A 14,759-nucleotide genomic window follows, 5' to 3' on the forward strand; every position below is an offset into this window, starting at 1 on the left:
GGTCGGCTCCGTGCTCGGGCTAAAACGATAGGGTCAGTGTTTGCGCTCGTCGCCGTCGCTCGGCGGCGCCTTGCGCAGCGCGATCTGCGCGAGCTGCTCGTAGAGGCTGAAGCGTGTCTGTGCATGACGCTGGGCCTGCTGCAGATAGTGCTCGGCGGCCTCTGGGTGGATGCGTTCGAGTACGCTGAAGCGGGTCTCGGTGGCGATGAAGTCGCGATAGGGCAGGCTCGGCGGCTTGCTGTCGATGTGCAGCGGGTGCTCGCCAGCGGCGGCGCGCCGCGGGTCGTAGCGCAGCAGCGACCAGTGCCCGGAGCTGACCGCCATGTCCTGCTGGCGCAGGTTGTTGGAGAGGTCGACGCCGTGGGCGATGCAGGGTGCGTAGCAGATGATCACCGAGGGGCCGGGGTAGGACTCGGCCTCGAGGAAGGCGCGCACCGTCTGCACGTCCTTGGCGCCGAAGGCGACCTGGGCGACATAGACGTTCTCGTAGGCCATCGCCATCAGCGCCAGGTCTTTCTTGAAGGTCGGCTTGCCGCCGGCCGAGAACTTGGCCACGGCGCCGAGCGGGGTGGCCTTGGAGGTCTGACCGCCGGTGTTGGAATAGACCTCGGTGTCGAGGATCAGCAGGTTGACGTCGCGTCCGCTGGCAAGCACGTGATCGACACCGCCGTAGCCGATGTCGTAGGCCCAGCCGTCGCCGCCGACGATCCACACGCTGCGCTTGACCAGCTGTGCGCACACCCCCTCGAGCAGCCGCGCCTCGGGCGCGTCGATGCCGCTGAGCGCTAGGCGCAGCCGCTCGATGCGTGCGCGCTGGGCGTGAATGCCGGCCTCGTCGGACTGCTCGGCGGCGAGGATCTCGCGCACCAGCCCCACGCCGATGGTGTCAGCGAGCCGACCGAGCAGCTCACGCGCCTGATCGCGCTGTTTGTCGATCGCCAAGCGCATGCCCAGGCCGAACTCGGCATTGTCTTCGAACAGCGAGTTGTTCCAGGTCGGACCGCGACCCTCGGGGTTGGTGGTGTAGGGCGTGGTTGGCAGGTTGCCGCCGTAGATCGAGGAACAGCCGGTGGCGTTGGCGATCAGCATACGGTCGCCGAAGAGCTGGGTGGCGAGCTTGACGTAGGGCGTCTCGCCACAGCCGACGCAGGCCCCGGAGAACTCGAACAGCGGCTGCATCAGCATCGCGTGCTTGATCTTGGTCGGTTCGAGCTGGGTGCGGTCGTATTCGGGGAGAGCGAGGAAGAAATCCCAGTGCGTCTGCTCGGCGGCGTGGATCTCGCCGGCCTCGACCAGGTTGAGCGCCTTGCGGCTCGGGTCCTTGCGGTCGCGGATCGGGCAGACCTCGACGCAGAGCCCGCAGCCGGTGCAGTCGTCAGGGGCGATCTGGTAGCTGATGCGGTGTCCGGCGGGGAAGTCACGTCCCTTGACCGGGGCGCTGAGGAAGCCCTCGGGGGCGCTCGACAGTGCCGCCTCGGGATAGACCTTGGCGCGAATCGCCGCGTGCGGGCAGACCAGCGGGCACTTGCCGCACTGGGTGCACAGCTCGGGCTCCCACAGCGGCAGTTGCAGCGCGATGTTGCGCTTCTCGAAGCGGGTGGTGCCGGTCGGCCAGGTGCCGTCGGCGGGCATCAGGCTCACCGGCAGCCGGTCGCCGAGTCCGGCGATCAGCGGTGCGGTGACCTGGCGGACGAACGCGGGGGCATCGGCCGGGACCACCGGCGGGCGCTCGAAGTCGCTGCTCGGCGTCGCCGGCACACTGACCTGGTGCAGCCCGGCAAGCGCGGCGTCGATCGCGCGATAGTTGCGATCGAGCAGGCGTTGGCCCTTGCGCCCGTAGGTCTTGCGCACCGCCTCCTTGATGTGGGTGATGGCCTCGTCGCGGGGCAGCACCCCGGAGATGGCGAAGAAGCAGGTCTGCATGATGGTGTTGATGCGCCGTCCCATGCCGGTCGCGGCAGCGATGCCATAGGCGTCGACGACATAGAAGTCGAGCCCCTTGTCGATTATCTGCTGTTGCATCGCCCGCGGCAGGCTGTCCCACGCCTGATCGGGCGAGGCTGCGCTGTTGAGCAGGAAGGTCGCCCCCGGTGCGGCGAGCGCGAGCATGTCGTAGCGTTCGAGGAAGGTCGGCTGGTGGCAGGCGACGAACTGCGCCTCATTGTCACCGATCAGATAGGTGCTGGAGATCGGTCGCGGGCCGAAGCGCAGATGACTGATGGTGACTGCCCCGGCCTTCTTGGAATCGTATTGGAAATAGCCCTGGCCGTAGTTGGGCGTCTCCTCGCTGATGATCTTGATCGAGTTCTTGTTGGCCGAGACGGTGCCGTCCGAGCCGAGTCCGTAGAAGACGCAGGCGGTTACGCCGGCGCTGGCGTCGGGGCGGAAGCCGGAGTCCCAGTCGAGGCTGGTGTGGCCGACGTCGTCGATGATGCCGACGGTGAAGGGGCAGCGCGGCTGCTCGGCGGCGAGCTCGTCGAGCACCGCCTTGGCCATCGCCGGGGTGAACTCCTTGGAGGACAGCCCGAAGCGCCCGCCGATCACCCGTGGCATCGTCGCGCGCGCGCCGCTGGCATGGGCCTGGGCGAGGGCGGTGAGCACGTCCTTGTAGAGCGGCTCGCCGTCGGCGCCAGGCTCCTTGGTGCGATCGAGCACCGCGATCCGCGCGACGCTGATGGGCAGGGCGGCGAGCAGCGCCTTGGGCGCGAAGGGACGAAACAGCCGCACCTTGACCAGCCCGACCCGCTCGCCGCGCGCGACCAGGTGCTCGATGGCCTCCTCGGCCGCCCCGATCCCCGAGCCCATCAGTACCAGCACGCGCTCGGCGTCGGGGGCGCCGACATAGTCGAAGGGCTGGTAGTGACGACCGGTGTGTCCGGCGAAGCGGGTCATCACCCGGGCGACGACCTCCGCGGTGGCCTCATAGTAGGGGTTGACCGACTCGCGCCCCTGGAAGTAGACATCGGGGTTTTGCGAGGTGCCGCGGATCACCGGGCGGTCGGGGTTGAGGGCGCGCGTGCGACAGCCCCGCACCTGCTCCTCGTTGATCATCGCGCGCACCGTCTCGCGCGCGATGCGCGCGATCTTGCTGACCTCGTGCGAGGTGCGAAAGCCGTCGAAGAAGTGCAGGAAGGGCACCCGGCTCTCCAGGGTCGCGGCCTGGGCGATCAGCGCAAAGTCCATCACCTCCTGCACCGAGGCCGCGCACAGCATCGCGAAGCCGGTGCCGCGACAGGCCATGACGTCACCGTGGTCACCGAAGATCGACAGTGCCTGGGCGGCCAGCGAGCGCGCCGAGACATGGATCACCGTCGGGGTCAGCTCGCCGGCGATCTTGTACATGTTGGGGATCATCAGCAGCAGCCCCTGCGAGGCAGTGAAGGTGGTCGCGAGCGACCCCGCCTGCAGCGCCCCGTGGACCGCGCCGGCGGCGCCGGCCTCGCTCTGCATCTCCACCACGTCGGGGACCGTGCCCCACAGGTTGGTGACCCCCAACGAGGACCACTCGTCCGACCACTCACCCATCGGCGAGGCCGGGGTGATCGGGTAGATGGCGATGACCTCGTTGGTCATGTGGGCGATGTAGGCCGCGGCTTCGTTGCCGTCGAGCGAGACCATTTCTGTGTGCGACATCGATCTGTCCCGGGTTGCGAGGTGGCTGGAGCGGGGGCGCGGCGGAGGTCCGTGACCCCTGGTACGGATCCTGTCCCGACCACTGGGGCGCGAGCCGGCATGTCATCCAGCGTCCGGCGCCTCGCCCCGATCAACTATAGTCGCTATCCGTGAATGCTTTTGGTCGCCGGGCAAACGGCGATCGACCGACGGGGATGATGTCAGTAACCCGATGAATGCAGCGATTGAACAGGCAGGGCTCGCCCTGCGCGAGATGCGCGAGTCCGACCTCGCGGCGGTGATGGTGGTGGAGCGCGCGGCCTATCCCCACCCCTGGAGCGAGGGGGTGATGCGCGACTGTCTGCGCGCGGGCTACGACTGTCAGCTCGGTGAGCACGACGGTAGGCCGGTGGCCCATGCGGTGGTGATGGTGGTGGTGGGTGAGTGTCATGTGCTCAACATCACCGTCCATCCCGACTGCCAGCGTCGCGGCTTCGGTCGCGCCTTGCTGCGTACCCTGCTCGAGCGCGCTTGCGCCAAGGGGGCGCAGACCGCTTTTCTCGAGGTGCGTGCCTCCAACACCGCCGCGCGTGCACTCTACGAGGCCGAGGGCTTCTGCGAGATCGGGCGGCGTCGCGGCTACTACCCCGTCGCCAAGGGACGCGAGGACGCCCTGGTACTGGCGCGGGAACTCGGTGGGATGCATGGCGCGTTGGCCGGGGATTGAACCGCAAGATACCGTCTTGCCCGTCAATCGCCGATCATGCACACCAGCCTCGCCGACTGGAGGCTGGATGCTGATCGCTGGAAGCTGATTCGAACCGCAAAGACACCAAGGGCGCAAAGGAGAGAAGTGCCCCCAGCCGCCAGCCGCCAGCCGCCAGCCACCAGCCGCCAGCCACCAGTGGTGGCCTCCCCTCAAACACCGCCTCCAGACACCTGCGCAACGGCTGGAGGCTGGAGGCTGAGAGCTGATCTCGTAGGTTGGGTTAACCGTCCGCCCACCATGCCATCGACGAAGCTGCGGCGTTCGTCGACGGTTAACCCAACACCGGGGCGCGAGCGCCGAGCTTCGAGGCATGAACCGCGAGACGCGAAGCACGCAAAGCAAACCTCGTCACTCGCAGTCAGTCGCCTCCAGCGACTGACTGTGGCGCCATCGTCGTCGAGGCACCTCTCTCCCCTGCAACGCCTTCGCGCGCTTTGTGTCTTTGCGGTTGGGGACTTACAACTCGCGCGTGGCGGAGAAGCGGACCTCGGGCCAGCGCTCCTCGGCGAGGCTGAGGTTGACGCGGGTGGGGGCGAGATAGACGAGCTGGTCGTCGCCGTCGAGGGCGAGATACTCGTAGTTCTTGTCCTTGAAGCGCTCGAACAGCTTGGCGTCGTCGCAGCTCACCCAGCGCGCGGTCTGGACGTTCACGGCCTCGACGATGGCGTCGACTCCGTACTCGTCCTTGAGGCGGTAGGCGGCGACGTCGAACTGCAGCACGCCGACCGCACCGAGGATCATGTCGTTGTTCTTGAGCGGGCGAAAGACCTGGGTCGCGCCCTCCTCGGCGAGTTGCACCACGCCCTTCTGCAATGCCTTCATCCGCAGCGGGTCCTTGAGCACCACGCGGCGGAACAGCTCGGGGGCGAAGTAGGGCACGCCCTCGTACTTGAGCTCTTCGCCCTCGGTGAAGGTGTCGCCGATCTGGATGGTGCCATGGTTGTGCAGGCCGATGATATCGCCCGGCCAGGCCTCCTCGACGTGGCGTCGTTCATCGGCCTGGAAGGTGATGGCGTTGGCGATCTGAATGGTGCGACCGATGCGCACGTGACGCATCTTCATGCCCTTGCGGTAGCAGCCCGAGCACACCCGCATGAAGGCCACGCGGTCGCGGTGGGCGGGGTCCATGTTCGCCTGGATCTTGAACACGAAGCCGGTGAAGCCCTCCTCGGCGGGCTCGACCGGACGCTGCAGGGTGTTGCGCGGGCGCGGCGGCGGGGCGTACTGGACGAAGGCGTCGAGCAGCTCGCGCACGCCGAAGTTGTTGATCGCCGAACCGAAGAACACCGGGGTCTGGCGCCCGGCGCGGTAGGCCTCGAGGTCGAGCGGGTTGCTCGCCCCCTCCACCAGCTCCAGCTCCTCGCGCAGCTCTGCGGCCTGATCGCCGAGCACCTCGTCCATACGCGGGTTGTCGAGCCCCTCGATCACCTCGCCCTCGACGATGCGTCCGCCGTGCTGGGCCGAGAACAGATGGGTGCGCCCGTCGCGTAGGTCGTAAACGCCACGGAAGCGCTTGCCCATGCCGATCGGCCAGGTCACCGGGGCGCACTGGATCTTCAGCACATCCTCGATCTCGTCGAGGATCTCGATGGTGTCGCGACCCTCGCGGTCGAGCTTGTTGACGAAGGTGAGGATCGGGGTGGCGCGCAGTCGACAGACGTCCATCAGCTTGATGGTGCGGTCCTCGACGCCCTTGGCCACGTCGATCACCATCAGCGCCGAGTCGACCGCGGTGAGGGTGCGGTAGGTGTCTTCGGAGAAGTCCTCGTGGCCGGGGGTGTCGAGCAGGTTGACGGTGGCCTCGCCGTAGGGGAACTGCATCACCGAGGAGGTCACCGAGATGCCGCGCTGCTTCTCCAGCTCCATCCAGTCGGAGGTGGCGTGGCGGGCGGCCTTGCGCCCCTTGACCGTGCCCGCGAGTTGGATCGCGCCCCCGAACAGCAGGAGTTTCTCGGTGAGGGTGGTCTTACCGGCGTCGGGGTGGGAGATGATGGCGAAGGTACGACGTTTGTCGAGTTGCGCTTGAAGCTCGCTCATAGGGGGTGTCTGGCGTTGCTGGCTGCGGACTGGGAAAACCATCAATTATATCCCCGCGGCCCGGTTGCGTTCATCCGCCGGGTTGGCCGATCGGGCTGGGAAATGGTTGAACCGCCAAGATACCGTCTTGCCCGTCAATCGCCGATCAAGCACACCAGCTTCGCCGACCGGAGGCTGGATGCTGATTCGAACCGCAAAGCCGCGAAGGGCGCGAAGAAGACTTGATGGAATCGAGGTCTCGGCGGTGGTGCCGGCTTCCCACGGTGGGTGGCAGCTGGTGACTGGTGACTGCAAGCCTTTCTTCTCTGCGCGTCCTTCGCGTTCTTCGCGGCTTTGCGGTTCAATCCCCTGGGTAGCTGGTAGCTGGTAGCTGGTAGCTGGTAGCTGGTAGCTGATTCGGACCGCCAAGGCGCGAAGAACGCGAAGCGTAGAAAAGGTCCCCACTGAGGGGAAGGGCCGCCTCGTCACGCGACGGTTGGCTGTAGGTCGGCACTGGAGGCTGCAGATGTCGAGAGTCGTCGGTCGAAATATCGAGCCGAGGCCCCCTTTTTCGCAAAGGGGGCAGGGGGATTTGGCGTGTGAGCGTGAGGGATTGCCCGAAGATTGAATATAAGTGTATGTATTATTTCATTTTTTGATGAATCCCCCTAAATCCCTCTTTGTTAAAGGGGGACTTTGGATGAGCCTCTTGTTGCTTGCTCTTTCCCTTCTTCGCGCCCTTGGCGGCTTTGCGGTTCAATCCTGCTGGTCGTAGCCCGCAGCTTCGTCGGTCGAAATATTTCGCCGAGGTTTCCCCTTTGGCAAAGGGGGTAGGGGCGTGTGAGCGTGAGCGATCGTTCGTAGAGCGGGTCTAGCTATCTGTATTATTTGTGATTTTTGTGAATCCCCCTAAATCCCCCTTTGTTAAAGGGGGACTTTGGATGAGCGTCTTGTTGCTTGCTCTTTCCCTTCTTCGCGCCCTTGGCGGCTTTGCGGTTCAATCCTGCTGGTCGTAGCCCGCAGCTTCGTCGGTCGAAATATTTCGCCGAGGTTTCCCCTTTGGCAAAGGGGGCGTGTGAGCGTGAGCGATCGTCCGTAGAGCGGGTCTAGCTATCTGTATTTTTTGTGATTTTTGTGAATTACCCTTTGTTAAAGGGGGACTTTGGATGAGCGTCTTGTTGCTTGCCCTTTCCCTTCTTCGCGCCCTTGGCGGCTTTGCGGTTCAATCCTCGTGACCGCTGACCGCTGACCGCTGACCGCTGACCGCTGACCGCTGACCGCTGACCGCTGACCGCTGACCGCTGACCGCTGACCGCTGACCGCTGACCGCTGGCTTGAGCCAGGGCCGTGCCGCACCAATCTCTGGCGGGTGCGCCGAGCCGGCGCGCGTTCATTCTCAAGCCTGCGCAGGAGTCGAGACGTGGAGACGACAGCGGTTGCCGATCTGATTCGTCGGGGGATGCCCGAGGCCGAGGTGGAGGTTACCGGCGATGGTGAGCACTTCGATGCGGTGGTGGTCAGCGAGCGATTTGAGGGGCTGGCGCCGCTGGCCAAGCAGCGGTTGGTGATGGAGACGGTCAAGGCGGAGATCGCCAGCGGCGCCTTACACGCCATCTCGATCCGCACCCTGACCCCGGCGCAGCGCGCCGCGGGGTGAGGGCAGGGCGGGTGCCGCCTGCGCGGCACCCGGGCGACGCCTTGCGGCGCCGCCCACCCCGTCTTACTCGGTCTCGACCGGGATTTTGCCGATGCGCGCGCGCCACTCGGCCGGGCCGCTCTGGTGCACCGCGCCGCCGCGGCTGTCGACGGCGACCGTGACCGGCATGTCCTCGACCTCGAACTCGCGGATCGCCTCCATGCCCAGGTCCTCGAAGGCGACCAGGCGCGAGGACTTGATCGCCTTGGCCACCAGATAGGCTGCGCCGCCGACGGCCATCAGATAGACCGCGCCGTGTCGTGCGATCGACTCCACCGCCGCCGGGCCGCGCTCGGCCTTGCCGACCATGCCGATCAGCCCGGTCTCGGCGAGCATCTGCTCGGTGAACTTGTCCATGCGCGTGGAGGTGGTGGGGCCGGCCGGGCCGACCACCTCGTCACCGACCGGGTCGACCGGGCCGACGTAGTAGATGAAGCGGTTGGTGAGGTCGACCCCCTCGGGCAGCGACTCGCCACGCGCGAGCATCTCGGTGATGCGCTTGTGCGCGGCATCGCGCCCGGTCAGCAGCTTGCCCGAGAGCAGCAGGCGCTCGCCCGGCTGCCACGCGGCGATCTGCTCGCGGGTGAGGGTGTCGAGATCGACCCGGCGTGCGCCGGCGGCACCGTCCCACTCCAGCGCCGGCCAGTCCTCCAGGCGCGGCGGCTCGAGCCTGGCCGGGCCGCTGCCGTCGAGGGTGAACTCGACGTGCCGGGTGGCCGCGCAGTTGGGGATCATCGCCACCGGCAGGGAGGCTGCGTGGGTGGGGTAGGTGTGGATCTTGACATCGAGCACGGTCGCCAGCCCGCCGAGCCCCTGGGCGCCGATGCCGAGCGCGTTGACCTTCTCCATCAGCTCCAGACGCAGCGCCTCGATCTCGTCCTCGGCGCCGCGCTGTTGCAGCTCGTGGATGTCGATCGGCTCCATCAGCGCCTTCTTGGCCATCAGCATCGCCTGCTCGGCCGAGCCGCCGACACCGATGCCGAGCATCCCCGGCGGGCACCAGCCGGCACCCATGGTCGGCACCGTCTTCAGCACCCAGTCGACCAGGCTGTCGCTGGGGTTGAGGATGGCGAACTTGGACTTGTTCTCCGAACCGCCGCCCTTGGCGGCGATCTTCACCTCGAGGCTGTCGCCCGGCACCAGCTCCATGTGCACGATCGCCGGGGTGTTGTCACGGGTGTTCTTGCGCGCCCCGATCGGCGGCGTGACCATCGAGGCGCGCAGCGGATTGTCGGGGTGGGTGTAGGCGCGGCGCACGCCCTCGTCGACCATCGCCTGCACGCTCTTGTCGGTCTCCCAGCGCACCTCCATGCCGACCTTGAGGAAGACCACCACCATGCCGGTGTCCTGGCAGATCGGGCGCTGGCCCTCGGCGCACATCCGCGAGTTGACGAGGATCTGCGCCATGGCGTCCTTGGCCGCCGGTGACTCCTCGGCCTCGTAGGCGGCGGTCAGGGCACGGATGTAGTCCTGCGGGTGGTAGTAGGAGATGAACTGAAGGGCATCGGCGATGCTCTCGACGAAGTCAGACTCGCGAATGGTGGTCATCGTCTCTCGTGGCTGTTTGGCTGTGGAGGAGGGGGCACCGTCGTTGCCGGTACCCGTCTGTTGCAGTGGCCGCCGGTGTCGGCGCGCGCGCTCTGTGGGCGCAGTATATCAATCGGGTCGGTTCCACTGCTTCGCGTACGCGCGCGCGTTCATTACATGGGCGAGGAGCGCGATGACGGTAGATGCAATTTTTTTCAAAAAAGGGGTTGCGTGACCGGCGGGAGGTCTGTAGTATTCATGGCTCACGACGACAGGCGCATAGCTCAGTTGGTTAGAGCACCACCTTGACATGGTGGGGGTCGTTGGTTCGAGTCCAATTGCGCCTACCAAACACCGACCGTCAGTCTCCGCCGTCAGTATGCCCCATTTGCGTGGCGACGACGATGAAGGAGGCTGGCGGTTTTTTTTCATGTGATCCCTCGTATCGATCACCACTGAACACCCAAGGTCCGCGCATGCCCCAGATTACCCTTCCCGACGGCTCGACGCGTCAGTTCGACGCGCCGGTCAGTGTTCACGACGTCGCCGCTTCCATCGGTCCCGGTCTCGCCAAGGCTGCTCTTGCTGGCCGTGTCGACGGTGAGCTAGTCGACACCTCCTATCGCATTGATCGCGATGTCGAGCTCGCCATCGTCACCAGCAAGGACGAGGAGACCGCCCTCGAGCTGATCCGTCACGATGCCGCGCACGTGATGGCCCAGGCCGTCCAGGAGCTCTACCCCGGCACCCAGGTCACCATCGGCCCGGCGATCGAGAACGGCTTCTACTACGACTTCGCCCGCGACGAGCCCTTCACCCCCGACGACCTCGAGCGGATCGAGGCGCGGATGCACGAGATCGTCAAGCGCAACCTGCCGATCGTGCGCGAGGAGCTGTCGCGCGAGGAGGCCAAGCGCGTCTTCGCCGAACTCGGCGAGCACTACAAGGTCGAGATCATCGACGCCATCCCCGAAGGCGAGACCATCACCCTCTATCGTCAGGGTGACTGGTTCGACGTCTGTCGTGGTCCGCACCTGCCGAGCACCGGCAAGCTCGGCAACGGCTTCAAGCTGACCAAGCTCGCCGGTGCCTACTGGCGCGGTGATGCGGCCAACGCCATGCTCCAGCGCATCTACGGCACCGCCTGGCGCGATAAGAAGGAACTCAAGGCCTATCTGCGTCGTCTGGAGGAGGCCGAGAAGCGCGATCATCGCAAGCTCGGCAAGCAGCTCGATCTCTTCCACTTCCAGGATGAGGCCCCGGGCATGGCCTTCTGGCACGCCAAGGGCCGGGTGGTCTACCGCCTCGCCGAGCAGTACATGCGCGAGAAGCTGGAAGAGTACGGCTACCAGGAGGTCGAGACCCCGCAGGTGCTCGATCGCTCGCTGTGGGAGCGCTCCGGGCACTGGGAGAAGTTCTCCGAGAGCATGTTCACCACCCAGCTCGACGATCGCGACTTCGCGATCAAGCCGATGAACTGCCCCGGCCACATCCAGCTCTACAACCAGGGGTTGAAGAGCTATCGCGACCTGCCGCTACGCATGGCCGAATTCGGTGTGGTCCATCGCAACGAGCCCTCCGGCACCCTCCACGGGCTGATGCGCGCGCGCCGCTTCACCCAGGACGACGCCCACGTCTTCTGCACCGAGGAGCAGCTCCAGCCCGAGGTCGCCACCCTCATCGACATGGTCTTCGAGACCTATCGCGACTTCGGCTTCGACAACATCGAGCTGGCGCTCTCGCTGCGCCCCGAGAAGCGGGTCGGCAGCGACGAACTCTGGGACAAGGCCGAGGCGGCGCTCGCCCACTCGCTCGACGCCAAGGGGCTCGAGTACCGGGTGCAGCCGGGTGAGGGTGCCTTCTATGGCCCCAAGATCGAATTTACTTTGCACGACAGTATCGGTCGTGCCTGGCAGTGCGGTACCATCCAGGTTGACTTCTCGATGCCGGGCCGGCTCGGCGCGCACTATATCGCCGAGGACAACAGTAAGCAGACCCCGGTGATGATCCACCGTGCGGTGCTCGGTTCGGTTGAGCGCTTCATCGGTATCCTCATCGAACACTACGCCGGCCTGCTGCCGCTGTGGCTCGCTCCGGTACAGGTGGTGGTGCTCAATATCACCGACCGCCAGGCCGACTATGTTGGCGAGGTCGCTAAGACCTTGCGTGCAAAGGGCTTGCGCGTCGAGACCGACTTGAGAAACGAGAAGATCGGCTTTAAAATCCGCGAGCACACCCTGCAGAGGGTGCCCTATCTGCTCGTCGTCGGTGACCGCGAGGTTGAAACCCGCTCCGTCGCCGTACGTGACCGCAAGGGCCAAGATCTCGGAACGCTCGAGCTCGACGCCTTTGTCGAGCGTATAGGCGAGGAGATGACAAACCGAATCGCCTAACCCGGTCGGGCTGCGCGGACGACGATCGACGTTGCCTGATGCCCGATCGCTCGTGATCTGTGCTTTTGGAGGAACCTGCTATCGCTGCACCAAAGAGAAACCGCGTCAACAAGGAAATCAACGTACAGGAGGTGCGTCTGATCGGCGCGGACGGTAACCAGGTCGGTGTCGTCAGTACGCGAGAGGCCCTCAGCCTCGCCCAGGAGGCGTCACTCGATCTGGTCGAGATCGTTCCTAACGCCGATCCGCCGGTGTGTCGGCTCATGGACTTCGGTCGTTTTCTCTTCGATCAGAAGAAAAAGAAGAACGAAGCCAAGAAGAAGCAAAAGCAGGTTCAGGTCAAGGAAGTCAAGTTCCGTCCTGGAACGGATCAGGGAGACTATCAGGTCAAACTACGCAACCTGACGCGTTTCCTGCAGGAAGGGGACAAGGCCAAGGTCACCATGCGTTTTCGTGGTCGCGAGCATGCTCACCGTGAGATCGGGCTCGAGCTGCTGCGGCGCGTGGAGAGCGACCTGGCCGAGATCAGTACTGTCGAGCAGCAGCCGCAGATGGAAGGGCGGCAGATGGTGATGGTGCTGGGTCCCAAGAAGAAATAGCGACACCGCACGGATCGTCGATCCTCTTCCCCCGAAGAGCGTTTCGCCCGGCGTCGCCGTTGCCCACCCGTCGTCCCCGACGACGGGCGGTGTCACGGCGACGTCGGTCCGTTGCCGTCGCTGTAAAAACAAAAGATCAGCAAATAGCGGAGTATCGAATGCCCAAGCTGAAATCCAACCGCGGAGCCGCGAAGCGCTTCTCGCGCACCGCATCCGGTTCGGTCAAGTGCAACGCCTCCCACCGGCGTCACATCCTGACCAAGAAGAGCACCAAGCGTAAGCGTCAGCTGCGTGCGCCGCAGCGCATCCACAAGTCGGATGTGCGTGCAGCGCTGCGCATGATCCCTTACTGCTAACCCGCTGATTCCAACCGGAGACTCCACATGCCACGAGTGAAACGCGGTGTTACCGCTCGCGCCCGCCACAAGAAGGTTCTGAACGAGGCCAAGGGTTATTACGGTGCCCGCCGCAAGGTCTATCGCGTCGCCAAGCAGGCCGTCATCAAGGCCGGCCAGTACGCCTATCGCGACCGTCGCCAGAAGAAGCGTCAGTTCCGCGCCCTGTGGATCGCCCGTATCAACGCCGCTGCGCGTGCCAACGGTCTGTCCTACAGCCGCCTGATCGCCGGTCTGAAGATGGCCGGTGTTGAGGTCGACCGCAAGGTGCTGGCCGATATCGCCTACCACGACAGCGTCGCCTTCGCCGCGCTCGCCACCCAGGCGAAGGAAGCGCTGGCTTGAGGCGCGCGGCGTGGTCTGCCTCGGCCGACCACGCCGGTGACGGCGGTCGGTATGGGCGCGTGACGAGCGCCTGTCTGCAACACGTTTCCAGGGATCGGGTCGCTCGACAACGCCAGGGGTGCGTCGCCGAGCTCGCGACCCGCCCCGCGCTCGCCGCCATTCCGCCTGCGTAGCCGCCGAACGGAAGAGGGAAAGGCCCCGGTCTTTCCCTCTTTTTGCGTTATGGGGCTGGCAGGCCGTTCAACAGACACCCCTGTCGGAAGATCCAGGTATGGCAGAAGAAATCGGACTCGATATCGACACCCTCTGCGAGACGGCGCTCGCGGCTATCGCCGCCGCCCCCGATCTCGCCACGCTCGATCAGGCGCGGGTGCGCTATCTGGGCAAGAGTGGCGAGCTGACCGCGCTGCTGAAGCGTCTCGGCACCCTGCCGCCGGCCGAGCGCCCCGTCGCCGGGCAGCGCATCAACCAGGCCAAGGGGCAGGTCCAGAGCGCGCTCGAGGCGCGTCGCGAGGCGCTGGAACAGGCCGCGCTCGAGGCCCGCCTCGCCGCCGAGCGCATCGACGTCACCCTCCCCGGACGAGGGATCCCCGCCGGTGGCCTGCACCCGGTCACCCGCGCGCTGCGTCGCATCGAGCGGCTGTTCACCGACGCCGGCTTCGCCGTCGAGCAGGGCCCTGAGGTCGAGGACGCCTATCACAACTTCGAGGCGCTCAACATCCCCGCGCACCACCCCGCCCGGGCGATGCACGACACCTTCTATTTCAACGCCGAGCTGCTGCTGCGCACCCACACCTCGCCGGTGCAGGTGCGGGTGATGGAGGAGCAGGCGCCGCCGCTCAAGCTCATCGCCCCGGGGCGCGTCTATCGCTGCGACTCGGACCTGACCCACACCCCGATGTTCCATCAGGTCGAGGGTCTGGTGGTCGACGAGCAGATGAGCTTCGCCGACCTCAAGGGCGTGCTCTACGACTTCCTGCGCAACTTCTTCGAGCGCGATCTGGAGCTGCGTTTCCGCCCCTCCTATTTCCCCTTCACCGAGCCCTCCGCAGAGGTCGACATCCAGTGCGTGATGTGCGGCGGCGACGGCTGCCGGGTGTGCAAACACACCGGCTGGCTCGAGGTCTTGGGCTGCGGCATGGTCTACCCCGAGGTGTTCCGCCACGTCGGCATCGACCCCGACCGCCACCAGGGCTACGCCTTCGGCATGGGCGTGGAGCGACTGGCGATGCTGCGCTACGGCATCGACGACCTCCGACTCTTCTTCGACAACGATCTGCGCTTCCTGCGACAGTTCGCCTGAGGCGCGCTGGAGCGCGCCGTGCGCCTGAGCCCAGGCGCGCGGCGCGCTCCGCTCGGGACGGCACCCGCGGGTGCCACGGAAAGCGCCGAGCCGCTCGGCCTTTC

10 protein-coding genes and 1 tRNA gene are annotated in these 14,759 nt (G+C 65.8%); 8 read left to right on the forward strand and 3 right to left on the reverse strand.

The genetic code is table 11. The features are described from left to right. Positions 1-33: 33 nt before the first annotated feature. Positions 34-3,633, reverse strand: coding sequence for a pyruvate:ferredoxin (flavodoxin) oxidoreductase (gene nifJ / locus HF203_RS13560; protein WP_168670581.1), 3,600 nt, complete (start codon positions 3,631-3,633; stop codon positions 34-36). A 211-nt stretch (positions 3,634-3,844) separates the two neighbouring features. Here nifJ and rimI point away from each other — a divergent pair, with 211 nt between their 5' ends. Further along, on the forward strand, positions 3,845-4,339 hold the full coding sequence (gene rimI / locus HF203_RS13565) for a ribosomal protein S18-alanine N-acetyltransferase (RefSeq protein ID WP_168670582.1): 495 nt from the start codon (positions 3,845-3,847) through the stop codon (positions 4,337-4,339). Positions 4,340-4,837: 498 nt separating this feature from the next. On the opposite strand, the gene HF203_RS13570 is transcribed toward rimI, so the two are convergent. Further along, positions 4,838-6,418, reverse strand: a complete 1,581-nt coding sequence (locus HF203_RS13570) for a peptide chain release factor 3 (protein WP_168670583.1) — start codon at positions 6,416-6,418, stop codon at positions 4,838-4,840. Positions 6,419-7,817: 1,399 nt separating this feature from the next. On the opposite strand from HF203_RS13570, the gene HF203_RS13575 reads away from it, so the two are divergent. After that, positions 7,818-8,054: a BolA/IbaG family iron-sulfur metabolism protein gene (locus HF203_RS13575; protein WP_168670584.1), complete on the forward strand. Its 237-nt coding sequence runs from the start codon at positions 7,818-7,820 to the stop codon at positions 8,052-8,054. A gap of 63 nt (positions 8,055-8,117) precedes the next feature. On the opposite strand, the gene HF203_RS13580 is transcribed toward HF203_RS13575, so the two are convergent. Beyond that, on the reverse strand, positions 8,118-9,641 hold the full coding sequence (locus tag HF203_RS13580) for a fumarate hydratase (protein WP_168670586.1): 1,524 nt from the start codon (positions 9,639-9,641) through the stop codon (positions 8,118-8,120). A gap of 252 nt (positions 9,642-9,893) precedes the next feature. Between HF203_RS13580 and HF203_RS13585 the strand changes: the two genes are divergently transcribed. The 6 genes from HF203_RS13585 to pheS all read left to right on the forward strand — a co-directional run bounded on the left by HF203_RS13585 (position 9,894) and on the right by pheS (position 14,655). Further along, a tRNA-Val gene (locus HF203_RS13585) sits at positions 9,894-9,970 on the forward strand. A gap of 126 nt (positions 9,971-10,096) precedes the next feature. Then, a complete protein-coding gene (gene thrS / locus HF203_RS13590) occupies positions 10,097-12,013 on the forward strand; it encodes a threonine--tRNA ligase (RefSeq protein ID WP_168670588.1) in 1,917 nt (638 codons plus the stop codon). Between the two features lie 65 nt (positions 12,014-12,078). Next, positions 12,079-12,612 carry a translation initiation factor IF-3 gene (gene infC / locus HF203_RS13595; RefSeq protein WP_168670590.1) on the forward strand — a complete coding sequence of 178 codons (534 nt, stop codon included), beginning with the start codon at positions 12,079-12,081 and terminating at the stop codon, positions 12,610-12,612. Between the two features lie 158 nt (positions 12,613-12,770). Continuing rightward, positions 12,771-12,968 carry a 50S ribosomal protein L35 gene (gene rpmI / locus HF203_RS13600; RefSeq protein ID WP_168670592.1) on the forward strand — a complete coding sequence of 66 codons (198 nt, stop codon included), beginning with the start codon at positions 12,771-12,773 and terminating at the stop codon, positions 12,966-12,968. Between the two features lie 27 nt (positions 12,969-12,995). Beyond that, a complete protein-coding gene (rplT, locus tag HF203_RS13605; RefSeq protein WP_168670594.1) occupies positions 12,996-13,352 on the forward strand; it encodes a 50S ribosomal protein L20 in 357 nt (118 codons plus the stop codon). 271 nt (positions 13,353-13,623) lie between these two features. Beyond that, on the forward strand, positions 13,624-14,655 hold the full coding sequence (pheS, locus tag HF203_RS13610; protein WP_168670596.1) for a phenylalanine--tRNA ligase subunit alpha: 1,032 nt from the start codon (positions 13,624-13,626) through the stop codon (positions 14,653-14,655). Positions 14,656-14,759 lie beyond the last annotated feature (104 nt).

It is taken from the genome of Marichromatium bheemlicum, from assembly GCF_012276755.1.
Taxonomy (GTDB): domain Bacteria; phylum Pseudomonadota; class Gammaproteobacteria; order Chromatiales; family Chromatiaceae; genus Marichromatium; species Marichromatium bheemlicum.

What these genes read in the sequence shown, in the direction of transcription:
- nifJ (WP_168670581.1), bottom strand. Translation starts at nt 3,633, where the DNA reads ATGTCGCACACAGAAATGGTCTCGCTCGACGGCAACGAAGCCGCGGCC.
- rimI (WP_168670582.1), top strand. Translation starts at nt 3,845, where the DNA reads ATGAATGCAGCGATTGAACAGGCAGGGCTCGCCCTGCGCGAGATGCGC.
- HF203_RS13570 (WP_168670583.1), bottom strand. Translation starts at nt 6,418, where the DNA reads ATGAGCGAGCTTCAAGCGCAACTCGACAAACGTCGTACCTTCGCCATC.
- HF203_RS13580 (WP_168670586.1), bottom strand. Translation starts at nt 9,641, where the DNA reads ATGACCACCATTCGCGAGTCTGACTTCGTCGAGAGCATCGCCGATGCC.
- thrS (WP_168670588.1), top strand. Translation starts at nt 10,097, where the DNA reads ATGCCCCAGATTACCCTTCCCGACGGCTCGACGCGTCAGTTCGACGCG.
- rpmI (WP_168670592.1), top strand. Translation starts at nt 12,771, where the DNA reads ATGCCCAAGCTGAAATCCAACCGCGGAGCCGCGAAGCGCTTCTCGCGC.
- rplT (WP_168670594.1), top strand. Translation starts at nt 12,996, where the DNA reads ATGCCACGAGTGAAACGCGGTGTTACCGCTCGCGCCCGCCACAAGAAG.
- pheS (WP_168670596.1), top strand. Translation starts at nt 13,624, where the DNA reads ATGGCAGAAGAAATCGGACTCGATATCGACACCCTCTGCGAGACGGCG.